Source organism: Ectopseudomonas oleovorans, from assembly GCF_003052605.1.
Taxonomy (GTDB): Bacteria; Pseudomonadota; Gammaproteobacteria; order Pseudomonadales; family Pseudomonadaceae; genus Aquipseudomonas; species Aquipseudomonas oleovorans_A.
In genome coordinates this window covers 1-18,590 of record NZ_QASO01000117.1, presented here as the reverse complement: position 1 = coordinate 18,590, position 18,590 = coordinate 1, and the positions used below count along the sequence as shown (strand labels likewise).

General features: G+C 64.5%; 16 protein-coding genes. 11 read left to right on the top strand and 5 right to left on the bottom strand.

The window, feature by feature from the left end; all coding sequences use genetic code 11:
* Window positions 1-48: 48 nt before the first annotated feature.
* The 3 genes from DBO86_RS19675 to DBO86_RS19665 all read right to left on the bottom strand — a co-directional run bounded on the left by DBO86_RS19675 (window position 49) and on the right by DBO86_RS19665 (window position 1,771).
* Window positions 49-636, bottom strand: coding sequence for an LON peptidase substrate-binding domain-containing protein (locus tag DBO86_RS19675; RefSeq protein WP_017675514.1), 588 nt, complete (start codon window positions 634-636; stop codon window positions 49-51).
* A gap of 62 nt (window positions 637-698) precedes the next feature.
* A complete protein-coding gene (locus DBO86_RS19670) occupies window positions 699-1,415 on the bottom strand; it encodes an LrgB family protein (RefSeq protein WP_108234594.1) in 717 nt (238 codons plus the stop codon).
* Window positions 1,412-1,771, bottom strand: a complete 360-nt coding sequence (locus DBO86_RS19665) for a CidA/LrgA family protein (protein WP_108234593.1) — start codon at window positions 1,769-1,771, stop codon at window positions 1,412-1,414. Before DBO86_RS19665 ends, DBO86_RS19670 begins: the two co-directional genes overlap by 4 nt.
* A 403-nt stretch (window positions 1,772-2,174) precedes the next feature.
* Here DBO86_RS19665 and DBO86_RS19660 point away from each other — a divergent pair, with 403 nt between their 5' ends.
* The 6 genes from DBO86_RS19660 to DBO86_RS19635 all read left to right on the top strand — a co-directional run bounded on the left by DBO86_RS19660 (window position 2,175) and on the right by DBO86_RS19635 (window position 8,818).
* A complete protein-coding gene (locus tag DBO86_RS19660) occupies window positions 2,175-2,630 on the top strand; it encodes a MaoC family dehydratase (RefSeq protein WP_075749766.1) in 456 nt (151 codons plus the stop codon).
* A gap of 136 nt (window positions 2,631-2,766) precedes the next feature.
* The gene (locus DBO86_RS19655; protein WP_108234592.1) at window positions 2,767-4,491 is read left to right on the top strand and encodes a C13 family peptidase; all 1,725 of its coding nucleotides are present in this window, start codon (window positions 2,767-2,769) and stop codon (window positions 4,489-4,491) included.
* Window positions 4,492-4,521: 30 nt separating this feature from the next.
* On the top strand, window positions 4,522-5,163 hold the full coding sequence (locus tag DBO86_RS19650) for an oxidoreductase (RefSeq protein WP_017675518.1): 642 nt from the start codon (window positions 4,522-4,524) through the stop codon (window positions 5,161-5,163).
* A 16-nt stretch (window positions 5,164-5,179) separates the two neighbouring features.
* Window positions 5,180-5,524: a DUF5629 family protein gene (locus tag DBO86_RS19645; protein ID WP_017675519.1), complete on the top strand. Its 345-nt coding sequence runs from the start codon at window positions 5,180-5,182 to the stop codon at window positions 5,522-5,524.
* 3 nt (window positions 5,525-5,527) lie between these two features.
* Complete coding sequence (locus DBO86_RS19640) at window positions 5,528-6,139, top strand: class I SAM-dependent methyltransferase (RefSeq protein ID WP_108234591.1); 612 nt, start codon at window positions 5,528-5,530, stop codon at window positions 6,137-6,139.
* Window positions 6,140-6,208: 69 nt separating this feature from the next.
* Window positions 6,209-8,818, top strand: coding sequence for an EAL domain-containing protein (locus DBO86_RS19635; protein ID WP_208630502.1), 2,610 nt, complete (start codon window positions 6,209-6,211; stop codon window positions 8,816-8,818).
* Window positions 8,819-8,822: 4 nt separating this feature from the next.
* Here the strand turns inward: DBO86_RS19635 and DBO86_RS19630 are convergent, their stop codons facing one another.
* Window positions 8,823-9,461, bottom strand: a complete 639-nt coding sequence (locus DBO86_RS19630; RefSeq protein WP_108234590.1) for a response regulator transcription factor — start codon at window positions 9,459-9,461, stop codon at window positions 8,823-8,825.
* Between the two features lie 136 nt (window positions 9,462-9,597).
* Window positions 9,598-11,508 (bottom strand): PAS domain-containing sensor histidine kinase, encoded by a 1,911-nt coding sequence (locus tag DBO86_RS19625; RefSeq protein WP_108234589.1) that lies wholly within the window; start codon window positions 11,506-11,508, stop codon window positions 9,598-9,600.
* 141 nt (window positions 11,509-11,649) lie between these two features.
* On the opposite strand from DBO86_RS19625, the gene DBO86_RS19620 reads away from it, so the two are divergent.
* The 5 genes from DBO86_RS19620 (at window position 11,650) to DBO86_RS19600 (ending at window position 18,274) form a co-directional block, all read left to right on the top strand.
* Entirely contained in the window at window positions 11,650-13,269 is a 1,620-nt protein-coding gene (locus DBO86_RS19620; RefSeq protein ID WP_108234588.1) for an acyl-CoA synthetase, read from the top strand.
* Between the two features lie 100 nt (window positions 13,270-13,369).
* Window positions 13,370-14,743 (top strand): solute carrier family 23 protein, encoded by a 1,374-nt coding sequence (locus DBO86_RS19615; RefSeq protein ID WP_108234587.1) that lies wholly within the window; start codon window positions 13,370-13,372, stop codon window positions 14,741-14,743.
* 60 nt (window positions 14,744-14,803) lie between these two features.
* Complete coding sequence (locus tag DBO86_RS19610) at window positions 14,804-16,576, top strand: acyl-CoA dehydrogenase C-terminal domain-containing protein (protein WP_108234586.1); 1,773 nt, start codon at window positions 14,804-14,806, stop codon at window positions 16,574-16,576.
* Between the two features lie 188 nt (window positions 16,577-16,764).
* Window positions 16,765-17,631 (top strand): MBL fold metallo-hydrolase, encoded by an 867-nt coding sequence (locus tag DBO86_RS19605; RefSeq protein ID WP_108234585.1) that lies wholly within the window; start codon window positions 16,765-16,767, stop codon window positions 17,629-17,631.
* Window positions 17,632-17,794: 163 nt separating this feature from the next.
* The gene (locus DBO86_RS19600; RefSeq protein ID WP_031306664.1) at window positions 17,795-18,274 is read left to right on the top strand and encodes a YbaK/EbsC family protein; all 480 of its coding nucleotides are present in this window, start codon (window positions 17,795-17,797) and stop codon (window positions 18,272-18,274) included.
* Window positions 18,275-18,590 lie beyond the last annotated feature (316 nt).

Sequence of the window (18,590 nt, the reverse complement as noted above, 5' to 3'; positions counted from 1 at the left end):
GGAGCGTCGCCGGGTCACTCACGCATCGAGGGGTGCACGGCGCCCCCCCTATGAGGCATCGCCCTGCAGGTGCTCCACCATGGCCTGCAACTGGCTCAGGCGCAGTTCCGGGTCATCCAGTTGCAGCAGCTGCAGCTTCTGCCCCGGCTCCAGCGGCAACAGATAGGCCAGCTGATTGGCCAGCTGGAGTTGGCCGCTGGGCAAGCCGGCCATGCCCAGCCCTTCCACCAGCGGATGCTGGGCCAGTGCCGAGAGCAGCGCGGCCAGATCGGCATGCTCGGCCTGCAGTGGGCTGTCTGGCTGTTCCTCAAGCCACTGCACCTCGGCGACGGTCAGCTGGTCAGGCAGAACCTGGGCGCGCTCGACACGAAAACGCCGCCCACCTTCGACGCGAATACCCAGCAAGCCGTTGGTACGCTGCTGAAAGTCGCGCACCAGTGCCTCGCAGCCAATCGCGGCAAAACTACTGGCAGCTTCGCCCACTTCAGCGCCCTCGACGATGCACACCACACCGAAACCACTGCCCTGTTTCATGCAGCGGCTGATCATGTCCAGGTAGCGCGCCTCGAATATCTGCAGGTCGAGTACGCAACCGGGAAACAGTACGGTATTGAGCGGGAACAGCGGCAGATTCATGGTTTAACAGCCTGTTATCGATGCAGGGGTACCAGGGCATCAGTGATCATCGGGGGAGGCTCTCACAGCAACAAGACAATCGCCAGAGGCAACAGCACGGCGGTAATCATCCCCATCAGACTCATCGCCAATGCCGCGAAGGCACCGCACTCATCGCTTTCCTGCAGCGCTCGCGCCGTACCCACGGCATGCGCGGTGATGCCCAGGGCCATGCCCTGCGCCGCCGGATGATGAACCCTGCACAGACGCAGAATGGACGGCCCGACGATAGCGCCGATAACCCCGGTGATCATCACGAACACCGCCGCCAGCGCCGCGATACCGCCGATCTGATCAGCCACCAGCATGGCGATCGGCGAGGTCACCGACTTCGGCGCCATGCTCATCAGCATCAGCCGCTCGGCCCCGAACAACCAGGCCAGCCCCGCCCCGAGCACGGTGGCGAAGGTGCCGGCAACCAGCAAGGTCAGGATGATCGGCCAAAACAGCTGACGAATTCGCCGCAGGTTGAGATACAGCGGCACCGCCAGGGCCACGGTGGCCGGGCCGAGCAGCAGGGTCAGCGCTGCAACGCTGCTCCGGTATTCGGCAAAACTCAGACCGCACAGCAGCAGGATGCCAATCACCGTGAGCATCGACACCAACACCGGCTGCAGGAACACCCAGCGGGTGCGCTCGTAGGCGGCCATGGCCAACTGATAGGCGCCCAGGGTGATGCCGATGCCAAACAGCGGGTGATGGGTCAGCGCCTGCCAGGCGTCCTGCCAATCGGGACTCATACATCCTCCCGGCGCTGCTGGCGCTCGATCAGTTTCTGCATCAGCCAGCCGGCGAAGGCCAGCGATACCAACAGCAACAGCACCAGCGCGCCGACCACGGCCCAGAAATCGGCGGCGATATCGCTGGCATAGGCCATCACACCCACCGCAGGCGGCACCAGAATCAGCGGCAGGTATTTGAGCAGGCTGCTGGACGCAACGCTCAGCGGCTCGCCCACCTCGCCGCGCAGCATGAGAAAAACGAACAACAGCAGCATGCCGATGATCGGCCCTGGCAACATCGGTAACAGCAGGACGTTGAGAACGGTACCCAGCAACTGGCACAGCACCAGCCAGGAAAGGCCGCGAAGCAGCATGTTTGAGGTCTCCAGAAGACGAGCGATGGCCGTATTTCCGCTCGCGAGTAGGCCGCTGAAAAACGTAGGCGAGGCAGTCAGTGCAAGGCAAAAACAGGCGAGGAAGCGCAGTTTACGAGTTGTAAATGAGCATTCTGATCGGACTCGCGCACGAGCCTGTTTTTAACGCAGCAATGGCAACGTAGGTAGTTTTTCAGCGACCTACCAGAGGGGATTCCGGGCATCTATTGAGGCATGTCGGCCATTATAGGCGCGCTGGCCTCTGTATTGCTTCGTCAGGCTGGCCTATGCCGCGTCATTCATTACGCCAAGGCAGGCTTGACCCGCTGCCGGCCCCGTGATGATCTAGGCCGCAACGGTTTCACGCACACAAGAAAAACACCCGCGTCCTCAAGGAGGAACTATGCCGTTCGTACCCGTAGCAGAGCTCAAGGACTATGTTGGCAAGGAACTTGGCAAGTCCGAGTGGCTGACCATCGACCAGCAGCGCATCAATCAGTTCGCCGAGTGCACCGGCGACCATCAGTTCATCCACGTCGACCCGGAAAAGGCCAAGCTGACCCCCTTCGGCACCACCATCGCCCACGGTTTCCTGTCGTTATCGCTGGTGCCGATGCTGATGGAAAACATCATGATCATGCCGCAGGGTCTGAAGATGGCGGTGAACTACGGCCTCGACAGCGTGCGTTTCATCCAGCCGGTCAAGGTTGACTCCAAGGTGCGCCTGGTGGTGACGCTGACCGACGCCACCGAGAAGAACCCCGGCCAGTGGCTGCTCAAGGCCCGCGCGGTACTGGAGATCGAAGGTCAGGAGAAGCCGGCCTATATTGCCGAACCCTTGACCCTCTGCTTCGTCTGACCCCTGCCTGTTTCCGTTTCCGGTGTCATCCGCCGGAAACGGTAACGCTCTCACATCAGCAAAGCGTGCGGCTGAGCAGCGCAAGCGTCCAGGCTTGCGGCATACTGCGGACAAAGCACCGACCTGGACGTCCCTCATGAATCCCCTTGCCATGCGCTTGCTGCCTGTTTGCCTGTCTCTGCTGCTTGCCGGTTGCGACGAAGCACGCCCGCTGCTGCCGGCCAATGCCACCCTGCCGGATGGTGGCCAGTATCGCGGTGAGATAGTCGAGGGTCTGTTGCAGGGGCCGGGGCGCCTGGACTACCGCAATGGCAGCTGGTTCGTTGGCCAGTTCAAGGACGGCATGCTCGAAGGCAGCGGTGAATGGCAAGGCCCGGGTGGTGAGCACTATCTGGGCGAGTTCCACGAAGGCATGTTCCATGGCCAGGGCACCCTGACCTACAGCGATGGCAGCCGCTACCAGGGCGGTTTCGAACGCAATCGCTTCAGCGGCGTCGGCCTGCTCGAACAGGGCGGCCAGCGCTACCAGGGTGAATTTCTCAACGACCGCTTCCATGGCCTGGGCAAACTGGAGATGGCCGACGGCAGCAGCTTCCAGGGCCAGTTCGTCAACGGTCAGCCAGAGGGCCAGGGCGTGCGCAGCGACGCCTACGGCAACCAGTACAGCGGCGTGTTCGCCCAAGGGCTGCTCAGCGGCCAGGGCAGTTACCAGAATGCCGATGGCGACAACTACAGCGGCGGTTTCCAGAATGATGAATTCCACGGCAAGGGCCGCTACCAGAGCGCCAGCGGCGAAACCTGGGCCGGGGAGTTCATCGAGGGCGTGATGCAGGGCCCCGGTGAATATACCGACGGCGCCGGCACCCGCTACCTCGGCGAATTCGCCGACTGGCAGTATGAAGGCGAAGGCCTGCTCACCCTGCCCGATGGCAGCGCCTACCGCGGCCATTTCTCAGGCGGTGATTACAGTGGCGTGGGCACCCTGACCCTGGCCGATGGCAGCCGTCAGTCCGGCACCTGGCAACGCGGCCGCCTGGTCCGTGACGAACAGGGTCAGGTGCTGCCCGACAGCCTCGAGCTGGGTCTGCTGCAACAAGGGCACCTGCTCGATGAAGCCATCGCCGCGATTCCAGCCTCAACCCCGGCGCGCGAGCTGTATGCACTGACCCTGGCCGGCGACGGCAAGCAGAGCGTATTCATGCGCGAAGCCGACTACGTCAGCCGGCTGATGCGCGAGCGCTTCGGCGCCCATGGCAGCATCAGCCTGATCAACCACCGCGACCATCTCGCCGACCGCCCACTTGCCACCCGCGAGAATCTCACCCGCGTGGTGCAGGCGCTGGCCGCACGCAGTGGCGAAGAAGACCTGATCTTCATCTATCTGACCAGCCACGGCTCGCGCCGTCACGAGCTCAATCTCGACCAGCCGCGCCTGCAACTGGCCGACCTGCCCGCCAGCGAGCTGGCTGCCCTGCTCGCTCCACTCAAGCAGCGCAACAAGGTGGTGGTGATCTCCGCCTGCTATTCCGGCGGTTTCATCCCGCCGCTGAAAGACGAAAAGACCCTGGTGATGACCGCCGCACGTGCCGACCGGGTGTCTTTCGGTTGCAGTGAAGAGAACGACTTCACCTACTTCGGTCGCGCCCTGTTCGCCGAGGCGCTGGGCGAAACCGACAACCTCGAGCGGGCCTTCGAGCTGGCCAAGGAACGCGTCGCCGAGCGTGAGCAGAGCGACGGCTTCGAACCTTCCGAACCGCAGATCTGGGCGCCACGCGGCGTACTCCAGCACTGGCGCGACCTGCGCCAGAGCCAGGCCGAGCGTGCGCTCAGTGCCATGGCCAGTGGTCCGGCAAAGGACTAAGCTGAACTGTAACGGACAAGAGACAACTGCATGTACCTGACCCCGCAGCACATCCTTCTCGCTGGCGCCACCGGGCTTACCGGTGAACACCTGCTCGACCGCCTGCTCAGCGAGCCGACGGTTGCCCGCGTGCTGGCGCCTACCCGCCGCCCCCTGGCCGCCCACCCGCATCTGGAAAACCCGGTGGGCGACCTGCAAGCGCTGCTGCCGCAGTTGTCCGGCCAGGTCGATACCGCTTTCTGCTGCCTGGGCAGCACCATCAAGCAGGCCGGCTCGCAGGAAGCCTTCCGTGCCGTCGATCATGACCTGGTACTGGCCTTCGCTCGTCGCGCTCGCGAGCTGGGCGCACGGCATCTGGTGGTGATCAGCGCCCTCGGTGCCGACCCCGGCTCAAAGGTGTTCTACAACCGCATCAAAGGCGAGACCGAAGAGGCGCTGAAAGCCATGGACTGGCCGCAACTGACCATCGCCCGCCCGTCGCTGCTGCTCGGCGCGCGCCATGAGTTTCGTCTCGGTGAGCGCCTCGCCGCCCCGTTGCTGCGCTGGCTCCCGGGCAAGTACCGCGGCATCGACGCCTGCGCCCTGGCCCGCGCCCTGTGGCGCCTGGCCCTGGAAGAGGGAGACGGCGTGCGCGTGATAGAGTCTTCCGACCTGCGCCGGCTGGGGCGCTGATACCGTGGATGAAACGATGAAACCCACAAGCCTGATCGAGGCCCTGCAAGACGCCGACATGCTGGAGATCGACGGTCTGTATGCCTGGCAGTTCGACCTCGACACCGAATTGCTGGCGCAGATCAGCGCCGGCACGGCTGGCAGCGACAGCGCCGCCAAACCCCTGCTGCAAGTACATTGCATCGACGGCCGCGAACGCCGCCTGTGGAAGTTTTCCCTGGCTTCGGTGCAGGCCGCGCGTTACAGCGAAGCGGACGACAGCTGGCTGATCGAGGGCAGCGAAGTCAGCCACAGCCTCAAGTGCTTCGCTGCCTATCGCGGCGACAACGATGACGGCGACGACGAGCAAGACGAAGCCTGAACCATGGGCCTCTATGACCGCCACGTCCTGCCGTATCTGATCGATTTCGCCTGCGGCATGGGCGCGGTCATGAAAGCCCGCTCGCAGATCGTGCCGCTGGCGCAGGGCCGAGTACTGGAGATCGGCATCGGCAGTGGCCTTAACCTGAGTTTCTACGATCCGCAACGGGTCGCGGTGGTCGTTGGCGTCGACCCGTCCGCCGACATGCAGCGCCTGGCCCGTGAACGCGCCGCACGCTGCCAGATGCCGGTGGAAATGATTGCCCTGGAGCTGGGGCAGATTCAGACTGAGGACGCCAGCTTCGACGATATCGTCTGCACCTTTACCCTGTGCACCATCCCCGATGCGCTGGCCGCACTCAAGGAAATGCGCCGGGTGCTGAAAGCCGGTGGTCGTCTGTTGTTCTGCGAACACGGCCTGGCGCCGGATCTGCCTGTGGTGCGCTGGCAGAAACGCCTGACGCCGCTGTGGAAACCGCTGGCCGGCGGCTGCCATCTGGATCGCGACATACCCGCACTGATCGAGGCCGGGGGCTTTCATATCCGCCAGCTGGATAGCGGCTACCTGAAAGGGCCCAGGCCCATGACCCACGTCTATCGCGGCTGGGCCGACTGAGCACCGTCCTGAGCTCGCATACTCGGTATAGGCGGCCATACTGCAGGACAGGCTGCTGGAATTCTGTCCATGGAAGTCGACCCGCGCATGAAGCCCCTCCCGTCACCCCGCTTCGTTAACCTGCTGCTGTGTCTGTGCCTGCTGGGCTGCGCCTGGAGCACCGCCGCAGAAGCACGCACGGTCAGGGTCGGCGTGTACGCCAACGAGCCAAAGATCTTTGCCGATGCCAACGCACAGCCATCGGGCATTCTCGGTGAGCTGCTGCAGGCCATCGCCAACGAGGAACGCTGGCAGCTGCAGACAGTGCCCTGTGCCTGGCAGCAATGCCTGCAACTGCTGCAGGACAGCGAGATCGATCTGCTGCCTGACGTCGCCTTCAGCGAGGAACGGGCACAACTGATGGACTTCCACCAGGTACCTTCGCTATTCAGCTGGTCACAGCTGTACAGCCACGAAGAGCTGCGCCTGCAGAGCGTGCTCGACCTGCGCGGCCTGCGTATCGCAGCGTTGGAGGGGTCGATTCAGTTCCAGTATCTGCAGAGCCTGCTCGACAGCTTCGGCCTGCAGGCGCAGATGATTCCGCTCAGCGACCTGAGCCAGGGCTTTGCCATGGTGCTTGCCGAGCAGGCCGATGCAGTGGTGGCCAATCATCTGTTCGGTGACTATCACGCCGCCAACTACCGCCTGAGCGCAACACCGATCATGTTCCAGCCTGCACAGCTGTTCTACGCCACGCGCAAGGGTGCCAACGGCGAGCTGCTCAGCGCCATCGACCAGCACCTGCAAAATTGGCAGTCTGCGCCTGGCTCAATCTACTTTCAGGTGCTGCAGCGCTGGAGCGGAGCGCCTCAGCAGCGCAGCGTGCCCGTCCTGTTCTGGTGGGGCCTGGCGCTGCTCGCCGCACTGCTGGCGCTGGCCATTGGCGGCAGCCTGCTGTTGCGCCGCCAGGTCGCGGACAAGACCCGACATCTCAAGACCAGCGAAGCGCACCTCAATACCATCCTCGACAGCGTCGAGGCGCATATCTACATCAAGGACCCGCAACTGCGTTATCAGTACGTCAATCGCAAGGTCTGCGAGCTGTTCGGACGCAGCGCCGAACAGGTCATCGGTCATAGCGATGCCGACTTCTTCGACAGTGACACGGCGCAAGCACTGGGCATCAACGACCGACGCGTACTGGCTGGCGAGCGCATCGAGAGCGAGGAAACCAACCGTGATCGCCACGGCCGTAACGAGCGCACCTACTTTTCGGTGAAGCTGCCGCTGCGTACGGCCGATGGCAGCATCTATGCCCTGTGCGGCATTTCCACCGACATCACCGAGCACAAGAAGAACCTCGAACAGATCCATCAACTCGCCTATTACGACGCGCTCACCGGCCTGCCCAATCGCCGCCTGCTGCTCGAACACCTGCAGTTCGCCCTGGCCCGCAGCGCACGCAGTCGACGTGAGGGCGCGTTGCTGTTCATCGATCTGGACAATTTCAAGCAGCTCAATGACACCCTCGGCCACGACATGGGCGATCTGCTGCTACAACAGGTCAGCGACCGCCTGCTCAATCAGGTGCGCCTCGAAGACAGCCTGTCGCGCCTCGGCGGCGACGAATTCGTATTGATCCTGGAGAACCTCGAGCCTGAGCCTCAGGCTGCCATCGCCAGCATCGAGCAAGTCGCGGAAAAACTGCTGCGCGCTCTGGCCACCCCGTTCGAGCTGCCCGGCTATAGCCACAGCGGCAGCGCCAGCATCGGTGTCGCACTGTTCTCGCAACCCCATGACAAGCCCGAGGAACTGCTCAAGCACGCCGACTTGGCCATGTATGAAGCCAAGGCCGCCGGGCGCAATACCCTGTGTTTCTTCGACCCGCGCATGCAGCAGGCACTGGCCGCCCGCGCCACTCTGGAGCATGAGCTGCGCCGCGCCCTGAGCGAGGCTCAACTGCTTCTGCACTACCAGCCGCAGGTGGATGAACGGGGTGAGCTGCTCGGCGCCGAGGCGCTGGTGCGCTGGCAACACCCGCAGCGCGGTCTGGTACCGCCCGGCGAGTTCATCCCGCTGGCGGAAAGCACCGGGCTGATCCTGCCCATGGGCCGCTGGATCCTGCACACGGCCTGCCAGCAACTCGCCTCATGGGCCAATGACCCGCAGCGCGCCGAGCTGACCGTGGCGATCAACGTCAGCGCCCGCCAATTCCATCATCCGGACTTCGTCACCGACGTACTCAGCGCGCTGCAGAAGACCGGAGCCAACCCGCACAGGCTGGAGCTGGAGCTGACCGAGAGCCAGCTGGTGCAGGACATCGAAGCGCTGATCAACAAAATGGGCCAGCTCAGAGCCCGCGGCGTGCGCTTTTCGCTGGACGACTTCGGCACCGGCTACTCATCGCTCAGCTACCTGAAACGCCTGCCACTCGACCAGTTGAAGATCGACCGCAGCTTCGTTCGCGACCTGCTCGACAATGCCAGCGATACCGCCATCGTGCGGACCATTCTCGCTCTGGGGCAGGCGCTGGAGTTGCGCGTCATCGCCGAAGGCGTAGAGAGCCAGGCACAGCGCGATGCCTTACTACGCCTGGGCTGTCGCCACTTCCAGGGCTACCTGTATGGCGTCCCGCAGCCGGCCGAACAGATCGGCGTCTATGGCCGAGCCACCCTCGACCTGCAGCAGAGCTCAGCCTGAAGGCTCAGGCGCGCACCGGCTCACGCAACGCCAGGCTGTCCACCAGACCGGCGGCGATGGCCATACCCACCAGCTCGGCCAGGGTCTCGGCCTGCATGCGCTTCATCACCCGTGAGCGATAGAGGTCGACGGTTTTCACGCTGATATCCAGCTGCTCAGCGACTTCACGGTTGGTGTAGCCGCGCACCAATGGCAACAGCACGTCACGCTCACGCGGGGTGAGTTGATCAAGCCGTGCCTGTACCTCGGCCAGACGCGGATCGCGCCGGGTTACAGGCTTACGGCGCTCCAGCGCCTGCTGCACGCTGTCGAGCAGCAGTTGCTCGTTGTAGGGCTTCTCGATGAAATCCACCGCGCCGGCCTTGAACGCGCGCACGACGATGGGCACGTCGGCGTGACCGCTGACGAAAATTATCGGCAGGTCGATACCCCGTGCGCGCATCTCCTCCTGCACATTGAGCCCGCCCATGCCCGGCATACGCACATCGAGCAGCACGCAGGCATTGGCCGCCGGGTCGCAGGCCTCGAGAAAGGCGCGACCGCTGGTGAACGGCACGCCCTTGAGGCCTACCGACTCCAGCAGCCAGAGGGTCGAGTCGAGCATGCCCTGGTCGTCATCGACCACGTAAACCAGTTGTTGCATCCCTGTGCTGCTCCTCTTGTTGTTATCAGTGACTTGGCCGCTCGTAGGGCGGACTCAGGAGCGCCAGCGAACAGTCCGCCGATTCGCGTCGCGCCACGAGTCCTGATCGCCGGCAAGCCGGCTCCTACAGATCAACCTAATCCTCTCTGCCCAGCGGCAAGCGGCACTCCAGACACAGCCCGCCGCCCTCGGCCGGCAATGCCTCCAGCGACCCACCAAAACCTTCGACGATGCTGCGGCTCATGGACAGGCCAAGTCCCAGGCCGTCCGCCTTGCTGGTGTAGAACGGCGTGAACAGCTTACCCAGTTGCTCCTCACTGACACCCGGCCCCTGGTCGATCACCCGGATCATCAGGCTGCCATCGCGCTCCTGCGCTTGCAGACGAATCTGCGATGCGCTGCCCGGATGCTGATCGCGGTTGGCCTCGATGGCGTTGCGCAGCAGGTTGAGCAACACCTGTTCGAGCAGCACGCGGTCGGCGAATACCGGCGGCAGATTGTCCGGCAAGGCGTCGCTGACCGCCACCTGCGCCGTGCTCGCCTCCCAGTTGCACAAGCGCACCGCTTCGCGCGCCACCTCGGCCAGATTGAGCGCCTGCATGCGCCGCTGGCCCTTGCGCAGGAAGGCGCGCAGGCGCTTGATCACTGCCGAGGCGTGGTTGGCATGTTCGGTAATACGCGCCAGGCCTTGAGCCACCTTGTCGACAGCGGCCTGATCGCCGCCGACGCCCTGCAGGTAGCGCTGGCTGGCGCTGGCGTAGTTGACCACCGCCGCCAGCGGCTGGTTGATCTCGTGGGCGATGCCCGAGGCCAGTTCGCCCAGGGTGATCAGCCGCGTGGTGTGCGCCAGCTCGTCCTCCAGGCGGCGCTTGTTCTCCTCGGCCTGGATGCGCGCGGTAATGTCGCGCGACACGCTGACCACCTCCACCACCGCACCGGTGTAGGTTTCGCGAATGGCGCGGCTGGCGGTCTCGAACCACAGGTAGTGACCGTCGCGATGACGAATGCGGTAGGTCATGGTGTGGTAGCCGTCCTGCTCCAACGCCTCGTGCGCCTGCTTGGCCTGCTGCAGCTGGTCCTGCGGATGCAGCAGGCTGTCGACCGCCATGCCGCGCAGTTCTTCCGGCCAGTAGCCGAGCAGCGTCCAGCTTGCAGGCGAGGCATCGAGAAACACGCCGTCCGGCGTATGCCGGGAGATCAGGTCGGTGGTGTTCTCGGTGATCAGCCGGTACAGCCGCCGTGCGCGCGCGGCCTCGCGCTGCTCGCGGATTTCCTGGGTCGCTTCGCGGCAGCGCGCCAGCACCCGCCGTTCGGCGACATCGGGGATAAAGCTCCAGATCAGGATGCGCTCGCCGTCCTGTGCCTCCACCGCCTCGATGGCGCGCGACTGCTGCAGGCAGGCGCGCACCAGCGGCATATGATTGACGGGCAATATGGCGCCGACCTGTGCCAGCGAGCGGTCGCCGAGCAGCGCCTGCAAAGCCTGGTTGAACTCCAGCGGCCGTGCGCGCGCATCGAGCAGCAACGCCGGCTGTGGGTCGGCCGATAGCAACGGCGCACTGCGACTCATACCACCAGCCAAACCGACCAGTTGCGCCAGCAACTCACGCAGCCAGGGCAACCATTCCAAGCCGGCGTTTTCGTCCACCTGCAGCAGCAACAGACCGGCACCGCCCTCCTCCAGGCTCAGCGCCAGCGCCTGACCATGATGAATCGCGGCGCGGCGCAGTCGCCCGGCCAGCCAGCAGGGCAGCTGACGCACTGCTTCCAGGCTCAGGCAGGGCTGCGTCGTCAGCACCTCGAACAACTCCTGATCGCTGGCCGCCAGTGGATCCCCCTGGCCTGGCGGCAAGCGTGGCCCACCATCGTCCTGGGCATAGGTGCGGCTGGCCGGCTGCCAGGTCAGATACCAGGCCTGGCGTACCTGCGGACAGCCAAGCACGGCGCGACGCAAAGCCGCCGCCCGCTCGTTGAGGGATGGTGCTTCGCGCTGGATGCGCAGCCAGGACTGCAGCGGCACGGCCGCCTGATCGCTTGAGAGACTCATATAGTAATTATTCTATAAAACCTTGGTACAACTTCCATAAAAAACAGAAATGACCTATAAATTACCGCCAGCAAGCTTCGGTAATGCCTGCATCATTACCGGAATAACCAGAGCTAACAATCAGCCAAAGGTGTATCCGCCATGTCGATCTACGAGCAGGGCCTCGGCCGCACCGCCGTCAACCATGTTGCCCTCAGCCCACTGAGCTTCATCGAACGTACAGCGGCGGTATACCCGCACTACCCGGCCGTAGTGCATGGCTCGATTCGTCGCAACTGGGCCGAGACCTACGCGCGCTGCCGGCGCCTGGCCTCGGCACTGGCCGGCCGTGGCATCGGCCAGGGCGACACGGTGGCAGTGATGCTGCCGAATATTCCGGCGATGCTCGAAGCGCATTTCGGCGTGCCGATGATCGGCGCGGTGCTCAACACCCTCAACGTGCGCCTGGATGCCGAAGCCATCGCCTTCATGCTGCAGCATGGCGAAGCCAAGGTGGTGATTGCCGACCGCGAATTCCATGACGTGATCCACGCCGCCATCGGCATGCTCGACCACCCGCCACTGGTGATCGACGTCGACGACCCCGAATACGGCGAAGGCCAGGCAGTCAGCGATCTGGACTACGAGGCCTTCCTTGCCGAAGGCGACCCCGAGTTCGCCTGGCAGTGGCCGACGGACGAGTGGCAGGCCATCAGCCTCAACTACACCTCCGGCACCACCGGCAATCCCAAGGGCGTGGTCTATCACCACCGCGGCGCCTTCCTCAATGCCATGGGCAACCAGATGACCTGGGCCATGGGCAACCACCCGGTCTACCTGTGGACATTGCCGATGTTCCACTGCAACGGCTGGTGCTACCCCTGGACCATCACCGCCCTGGCTGGTGTGCACGTGTTCCTGCGACGCGTCGACCCGGCGAAGATCCTCACCCTGATCCGCGACGAGCAGGTCACCCACCTGTGCGGCGCACCCATCGTGCTCAACGCGCTGGTGAACATGCCGGCCGAGGCCAAGGCGGCTATCGATCACCCGGTCAAGGCCATGGTTGCCGGCGCCGCGCCGCCCGCGAAGGTGATCGGCGCGGTGGAGGAAATGGGCATCCATGTCACCCATGTGTACGGCCTTACTGAGGTCTATGGCCCGGTGACCCTGTGCGCCTGGCACGCCGAATGGGACGAACTGCCGCTGGAAGAGCGCGCCACCATCAAGGCGCGCCAGGGCGTGCGCTACCCGACCCTGGAAGGGGTGATGGTGGCCGACCCGAAGACCCTCGAGCCGGTACCGCGCGACGGCCAGACCATCGGCGAGATCTTCATGCGCGGCAACACCGTGATGAAGGGCTACCTGAAGAACCCCAGCGCCACCGCCGAGGCCTTCGAGGGCGGCTGGTTCCACACCGGCGACCTGGGCGTATGCCACGCCGACGGCTACGTGGAAATCCGCGACCGGCTCAAGGACATCATCATCTCCGGCGGCGAGAACATCTCCACCATCGAGGTCGAGGGCGTGCTCTATCGCCACCCGGCGGTGCTGGAGGCGGCGGTGGTCGCCCGCCCGGACGAGAAATGGGGCGAGACGCCCTGCGCCTTCATCACCCTGAAGACCGGCCAGCAGGCCAGCGACAGCGAGATCATGAGCTTCTGCCGCGAGCACCTGGCGGGCTTCAAGGTGCCCAAGACCGTGGTCTTCACCCAGTTGCCCAAGACCAGCACCGGCAAGATCCAGAAGTTCGTCCTGCGCGATATGGCCAAGGCGCTGTAGAAGCAGCCCTCACCCCCGGCCCCTCTCCCGGTGGGAGAGGGGTGAATGAACCGTTTGCACAACAACAAGAACCGGCCCTGGCGGCCGACGGAGAACCTTCATGCAAATTTTCAAGCGCCGTGACGGCGACGAACAACCTTACTGGCCATTCGGCCCGTTCAAGGTGCGCCTGCCCTTCGTGCATTACCGCTGGGAAACCGCCGAGATGCTGCAGGCGCTGATCATGTTCGTGGTCAGCCTGGCAATGATCCCGCTGCTGGAGAAATACCTCGGCCTGCCCTATGACGTGGCCCTGGCCTATGTAGTGGTGTGCGGCATCGGCTTCATGCTGCCGGCGCTGCTCGGCGTGCCGCTGGTGCCGGGCTGGATCACCCCCGGCATTCCCGTGGTGTTGCTGTTTCTCGGCAACTACGAGCCGGGCCCTGCGGCCATTCAGGCGCTGTTCGCCCTGCAGTTTCTGGTGTTCGTGATCTTCCTCTTCCTCGGTGTCACCCGCCTGGGCAGTGTCCTGGTGCGACTGATCCCCAACTCGATGAAGGGCGGCATCATCATCGGTGCCGGCATCGCCGCGCTGATGGGCGAAATCAGCGCGGGCGGCCGTCTGGCCAACACGCCGATCTCCCTGGTGCTGGGCAGTCTGATCTGCCTGTATCTGATGTTCTCGGTGTCGTTCAAGGGCCTGACCGAGCGCGTGCCCTTCGCCCGCAAGATCGTCAACTACGGCATGGTGCCAGGCATGCTGATCGCCATCTTCATCGGCATCGCCGTGGGCGAGTACAAGATGCCGGACGTGAAATGGGGCATCACCGCGCCAGCCTTCGGCGAGATGTGGAACTACCTGCCGTTCAACGTCGGCTTCCCCGGCCTGGACGTATTCATGCTGGCCGTACCAACCGCGGTGATCGCTTACGTGATCGCCTTCGGCGACATCATCGTCGGCCAGTCGCTGATGCAGCGCGCCGATGAGCTGCGCACCGACGAGGTGATCGAAAACAACGTCGACCGCATTCATTTGGTGACCGCCATCCGCAACGCCCTGCACGCCTTCTTCGCGCCCTACCCGGGCCTGGCTGGCCCGCTGTGGACGGCGGTGGCGGCGACCATGGCCGAGCGTTACAAGTACGGGCGCAAGGCGATGGACTCAATCTACAGCGGCGCCGGCACCTTCTGGATCACCGGCTTCGCCGCGCTGTTCATGCTGCCGCTGGTCAGCTTCTTCCAGCCGGTGCTGCCGATCGCCCTGTCGCTGACGCTGATCCTCACCGGCTATATCTGCCTGATGGTCGGCTTCGAGCAACTGAACAACAACACCGAGCGCGGCATCGCCGGCACTATGGGTGTGGTGCTCGCGGTCTACGGCGCGGGCTGGGGCCTGGCCGCAGGCGCGGCGCTGTACATTCTGATCGAACGTACCCATCTGCTTAAATTCACCAGCGTCAAGGACAAACCGCGCGAGCCGGCCGAGACCGACTGACGCTTTTCGCTCCACGTGCGCCGCGCCTGCTCGCGGCGCCTCTGCTGTCGAGGTTGCACCATGCCCGAATTCAACGCCCCGCTGCGCGATATGCGCTTCGTCCTTCATGAGGTCTTCGCCGCCCCGCAACTGTGGGCACGCCTGCCGGCCCTGGCCGAAACCGTCGATGCCGACACCGCCGACGCCATTCTCGAAGAGGCGGCCAAGGTCACCGGTACGCTGATCGCCCCGCTAAACCGCAGCGGCGACGAGGAAGGCGCGCAGTGGGAAGGCGGCGACGTGCGCACCCCGACCGGTTTCCGCGAGGCCTACGCCACCTACACCGAAGGTGGCTGGGTGGGTCTTTCCGGCAACCCGAATTACGGCGGCATGGGCATGCCCAAGATGCTCGCCGTGGCATTCGAGGAGATGCTCTACGCCGCTGGTTCCAGCTTCGCGCTGTATTCAGCGCTGAGTTCCGGCGCCTGCCTGGCCATCGACGCCCATGCCAGCGAAGAACTCAAGACCACCTATCTGCCGCCGATGTACGAAGGCCGCTGGGCCGGCTCCATGTGCCTGACCGAGGCCCATGCCGGCACCGACCTGGGCATCATCAGAACCCGCGCCGAGCCGCAGGCGGATGGCAGCTACAAGGTCAGCGGCAGCAAGATCTTTATCACCGGCGGCGAACAGGATCTGACCGAGAACATCATCCATCTGGTGCTGGCCAAGCTGCCGGACGCACCGGCCGGGCCGAAGGGCATCTCGCTGTTCCTGGTGCCCAAGGTGATGGTCAATGCCGACGGCAGCCTGGGCGCGCGCAATGCGGTGAGCTGCGGCTCCATCGAGCACAAGATGGGTATCAAGGCATCAAGCACCTGCGTGATGAACTTCGACGGCGCCACCGGCTACCTGATCGGCGAGGTCAACAAGGGCCTGGCGGCGATGTTCACCATGATGAACTACGAGCGTCTGTCCATCGGCATCCAGGGCATCGGCTGCGCCGAGGCGTCCTACCAGTCGGCGGTCGCCTACGCCCGCGAGCGTATCCAGAGCCGCGCCGCCACTGGCCCGGTAAACCACGACAAGCTCGCCGACCCGATCATCGTCCACGCCGATGTGCGCCGCATGCTGCTGACCATGAAGGCGCTGAACGAGGGTGGTCGCGCATTCGCCTGCTACGTTGGCCAGCAGCTCGATCTGGCCAAGTACGCCGAGGATGCCGAGGAACGGCAGAACGCCGAAGCACTGGTCGCCCTGCTCACCCCGGTGGCCAAGGCCTTCTTCACCGACACCGGGCTGGAAAGCTGCGTGCACGGCCAGCAGGTATTCGGCGGCCACGGCTACATCCGCGAATGGGGCCAGGAGCAACTGGTGCGCGACGTGCGCATCGCACAGATCTACGAAGGCACCAATGGCATCCAGGCGCTCGACCTGCTCGGGCGCAAGGTGGTGGCCAACGGTGGCGCCGCGCTGCGCCTGTTCGCCGCCGAAGTGCGCGACTTCGCCCATGCCCATGAATCGCCCTTCGGTGATCGCCTGGTCGAAGCGTTGGAGCGCCTGGAGGCGGTCAGCGGCTGGCTGCTCGAGGAGGCCAAGGCCGACCCGAACTCGGTGGGCGCCGCCTCGGTGGAGTACCTGCACCTGTTCGGCTACGTCGCCTACGCCTACATGTGGGCGCGCATGGCCGCCGTAGCGCAGGAAAAGCAGAGCGAGGACGAAGCCTTTTACAGCGGCAAGCTGGCCACCGCCGAGTTCTTCTTCGCCCGCCTGCTGCCGCGCACCCTGAGCCTGGAGGCGAGCATTCGTGCCGGCAGCCAGCCGCTTTATGGTCTGGCTGCAGAGCAGTTCTAAACGTAGGGCGGGTGCAACCCGCCACCGTCGAGCCGGCGGGTTTCACCCGCCCTACAGGTTTGAGCGTGTTGCGCGGCCGTTTCGGCGCCGCGCTTTTTTTATTAGCCGGCGTCGGCGCTTTCCCCCGGCAAGGCTCGGCGACAATGCAAGACCGAGCACAGCCGCCTTCAAGAACAAGAGATACCGTCATGCGAACCCTGACCACCCTGACCGGCAACAGCCAGAAACTCGATGGCGGCGCCATGTTCGGCAACGCGCCCAAGGCGCTGTGGCAACGCTGGATGCCAGCCGACGACCTGAACCGTATCGACCTCGGCTGCCGCGCCCTGCTGGTGCAGGAAGACGAGCGCAACATTCTTGTCGAGACCGGCATCGGCGCCTTCTTCAGCCCGGAGCTGAAGCAGCGCTTCGGTGTGCAGGAAGAGCGTCATGTGCTGCTCGACAGCCTGGCAGCGCAGGGCCTGAGCGACGCCGATATCGATATCGTCGTCCTCACCCACCTGCACTTCGACCATGCCGGCGGCCTGCTGGCCGCCTGGCAAGACGGTCAGCCGGCTCGCCTGCTATTTCCCAACGCGCGCTTCGTCACCGGCCGGCGCCAATGGCAGCGCGCCTGCAAGCCACACGCCCGCGACAAGGCCTCCTACATCCCGGAGTTGCTGGCTCTGCTGGAGGCCAGCGGACGCCTGCATCTGATCGATGAAACCGACAGTTGCGCACTGCTCGGCCCCGATTGGCGCCTGCACTGGAGCGATGGCCACACACCGGGCCAGTTGTTGCCGGAAGTGGCCATGCCGGGCGGGCCGGTGGTGTTTCCCGGCGACCTGATCCCTGGCGCGCCCTGGGTGCACCTGCCGATCACCATGGGTTACGACCGTTTCCCCGAAGGCCTGATCGAGGAGAAGGAGGCGCTGCTGGCCGACCTGGTCGCCCGCGGCGGCCGTCTGGTATTCACCCACGACCCCGACGTAGCCATGGGCCGGGTGACGCGAGACGAAAAAGGTCGCTACGGGCTCGTTGAGGCGGTAAAAACAGCACATCTGCTGGCAAACTGACGCCATCAGGTCTTGACGCGCCGCCCATGCAGCGCGAGCATGGCCGCTTGTTTTTTCGCCGTGGTCACGACCACACCAGCACCCCAGGAAGGGGGCTGCGCTTGGCCAGCGAGAGACTGGCCGTCATGCCGTGCCCACCTCGACAGCCCTGGGGGACCGTTTCATGAGCCTGGCCTCTGTACGCGCCTTCTTCGCCGCCAAGGCGCCCGATATCGCGATCATCGAACTGCAGTCCAGCACCGCCACCGTGGCGCTGGCCGCCGAAGCGCATGGTGTATCGCCGGGCCAGATCGCCAAGACCCTGGCCTTTCGCATCGCCGAACGCGACGTGCTGATCGTCGCCCGCGGCGACGCGCGTATCGACAACCGCAAGATGAAGGAATGCTTCGGTGCCAAATCGCGCATGCTCGATGCCCAGACCGTGGTCGAACTGACCAGCCACCCGGTGGGCGGCGTCTGCCCATTCGGCCTGGCCACACCGCTCAGCGTCTATTGCGACCGCTCGCTGCTGGCCTTCGATGAAGTGCTGCCGGCCGCCGGCGCCACCCACAGCGCCGTGCGTATCGCCCCGCAGCGCATGGCCGAACTGGTCGATGCCGAGTGGATCGACGTGTGCCAGGAAGTGGAAACGGAAACCTGCTGAACGACGCAACCAACGCCAATCCGGTAGCGCGCGCCGCGCGCACCAGCGCCTTTCCCGGATTGCATCCGTATATGGACTCCTCCCGTTTTGCCAGTGAAATAATCTGCCTCTGAACCTAGGTACGACTGCTTCCGTATATTCGACTTCTGATAAGGCGTTAGCCTTGAGCCATGATGAATTTCGCTCCTGTGCGCCTAACCGGGCTAGCGGCCTTGCAAAGCAGAGGGCCGATGGATGCAGCAGGTTACACACAGGTCGGTGCGACCGGTTCGTCATCAGTTCATGTCACTGTGCAATCGAGTGGATCTCTACTACG

Excerpts from the sequence above, each read along its gene's own strand:
- DBO86_RS19675 (WP_017675514.1), bottom strand. The coding sequence starts at position 636 with ATGAATCTGCCGCTGTTCCCGCTCAATACCGTACTGTTTCCCGGTTGC.
- DBO86_RS19670 (WP_108234594.1), bottom strand. The coding sequence starts at position 1,415 with ATGAGTCCCGATTGGCAGGACGCCTGGCAGGCGCTGACCCATCACCCG.
- DBO86_RS19665 (WP_108234593.1), bottom strand. The coding sequence starts at position 1,771 with ATGCTGCTTCGCGGCCTTTCCTGGCTGGTGCTGTGCCAGTTGCTGGGT.
- DBO86_RS19660 (WP_075749766.1), top strand. The coding sequence starts at position 2,175 with ATGCCGTTCGTACCCGTAGCAGAGCTCAAGGACTATGTTGGCAAGGAA.
- DBO86_RS19655 (WP_108234592.1), top strand. The coding sequence starts at position 2,767 with ATGAATCCCCTTGCCATGCGCTTGCTGCCTGTTTGCCTGTCTCTGCTG.
- DBO86_RS19650 (WP_017675518.1), top strand. The coding sequence starts at position 4,522 with ATGTACCTGACCCCGCAGCACATCCTTCTCGCTGGCGCCACCGGGCTT.
- DBO86_RS19645 (WP_017675519.1), top strand. The coding sequence starts at position 5,180 with ATGAAACCCACAAGCCTGATCGAGGCCCTGCAAGACGCCGACATGCTG.
- DBO86_RS19640 (WP_108234591.1), top strand. The coding sequence starts at position 5,528 with ATGGGCCTCTATGACCGCCACGTCCTGCCGTATCTGATCGATTTCGCC.
- DBO86_RS19635 (WP_208630502.1), top strand. The coding sequence starts at position 6,209 with ATGGAAGTCGACCCGCGCATGAAGCCCCTCCCGTCACCCCGCTTCGTT.
- DBO86_RS19630 (WP_108234590.1), bottom strand. The coding sequence starts at position 9,461 with ATGCAACAACTGGTTTACGTGGTCGATGACGACCAGGGCATGCTCGAC.
- DBO86_RS19625 (WP_108234589.1), bottom strand. The coding sequence starts at position 11,508 with ATGAGTCTCTCAAGCGATCAGGCGGCCGTGCCGCTGCAGTCCTGGCTG.
- DBO86_RS19620 (WP_108234588.1), top strand. The coding sequence starts at position 11,650 with ATGTCGATCTACGAGCAGGGCCTCGGCCGCACCGCCGTCAACCATGTT.
- DBO86_RS19615 (WP_108234587.1), top strand. The coding sequence starts at position 13,370 with ATGCAAATTTTCAAGCGCCGTGACGGCGACGAACAACCTTACTGGCCA.
- DBO86_RS19610 (WP_108234586.1), top strand. The coding sequence starts at position 14,804 with ATGCCCGAATTCAACGCCCCGCTGCGCGATATGCGCTTCGTCCTTCAT.
- DBO86_RS19605 (WP_108234585.1), top strand. The coding sequence starts at position 16,765 with ATGCGAACCCTGACCACCCTGACCGGCAACAGCCAGAAACTCGATGGC.
- DBO86_RS19600 (WP_031306664.1), top strand. The coding sequence starts at position 17,795 with ATGAGCCTGGCCTCTGTACGCGCCTTCTTCGCCGCCAAGGCGCCCGAT.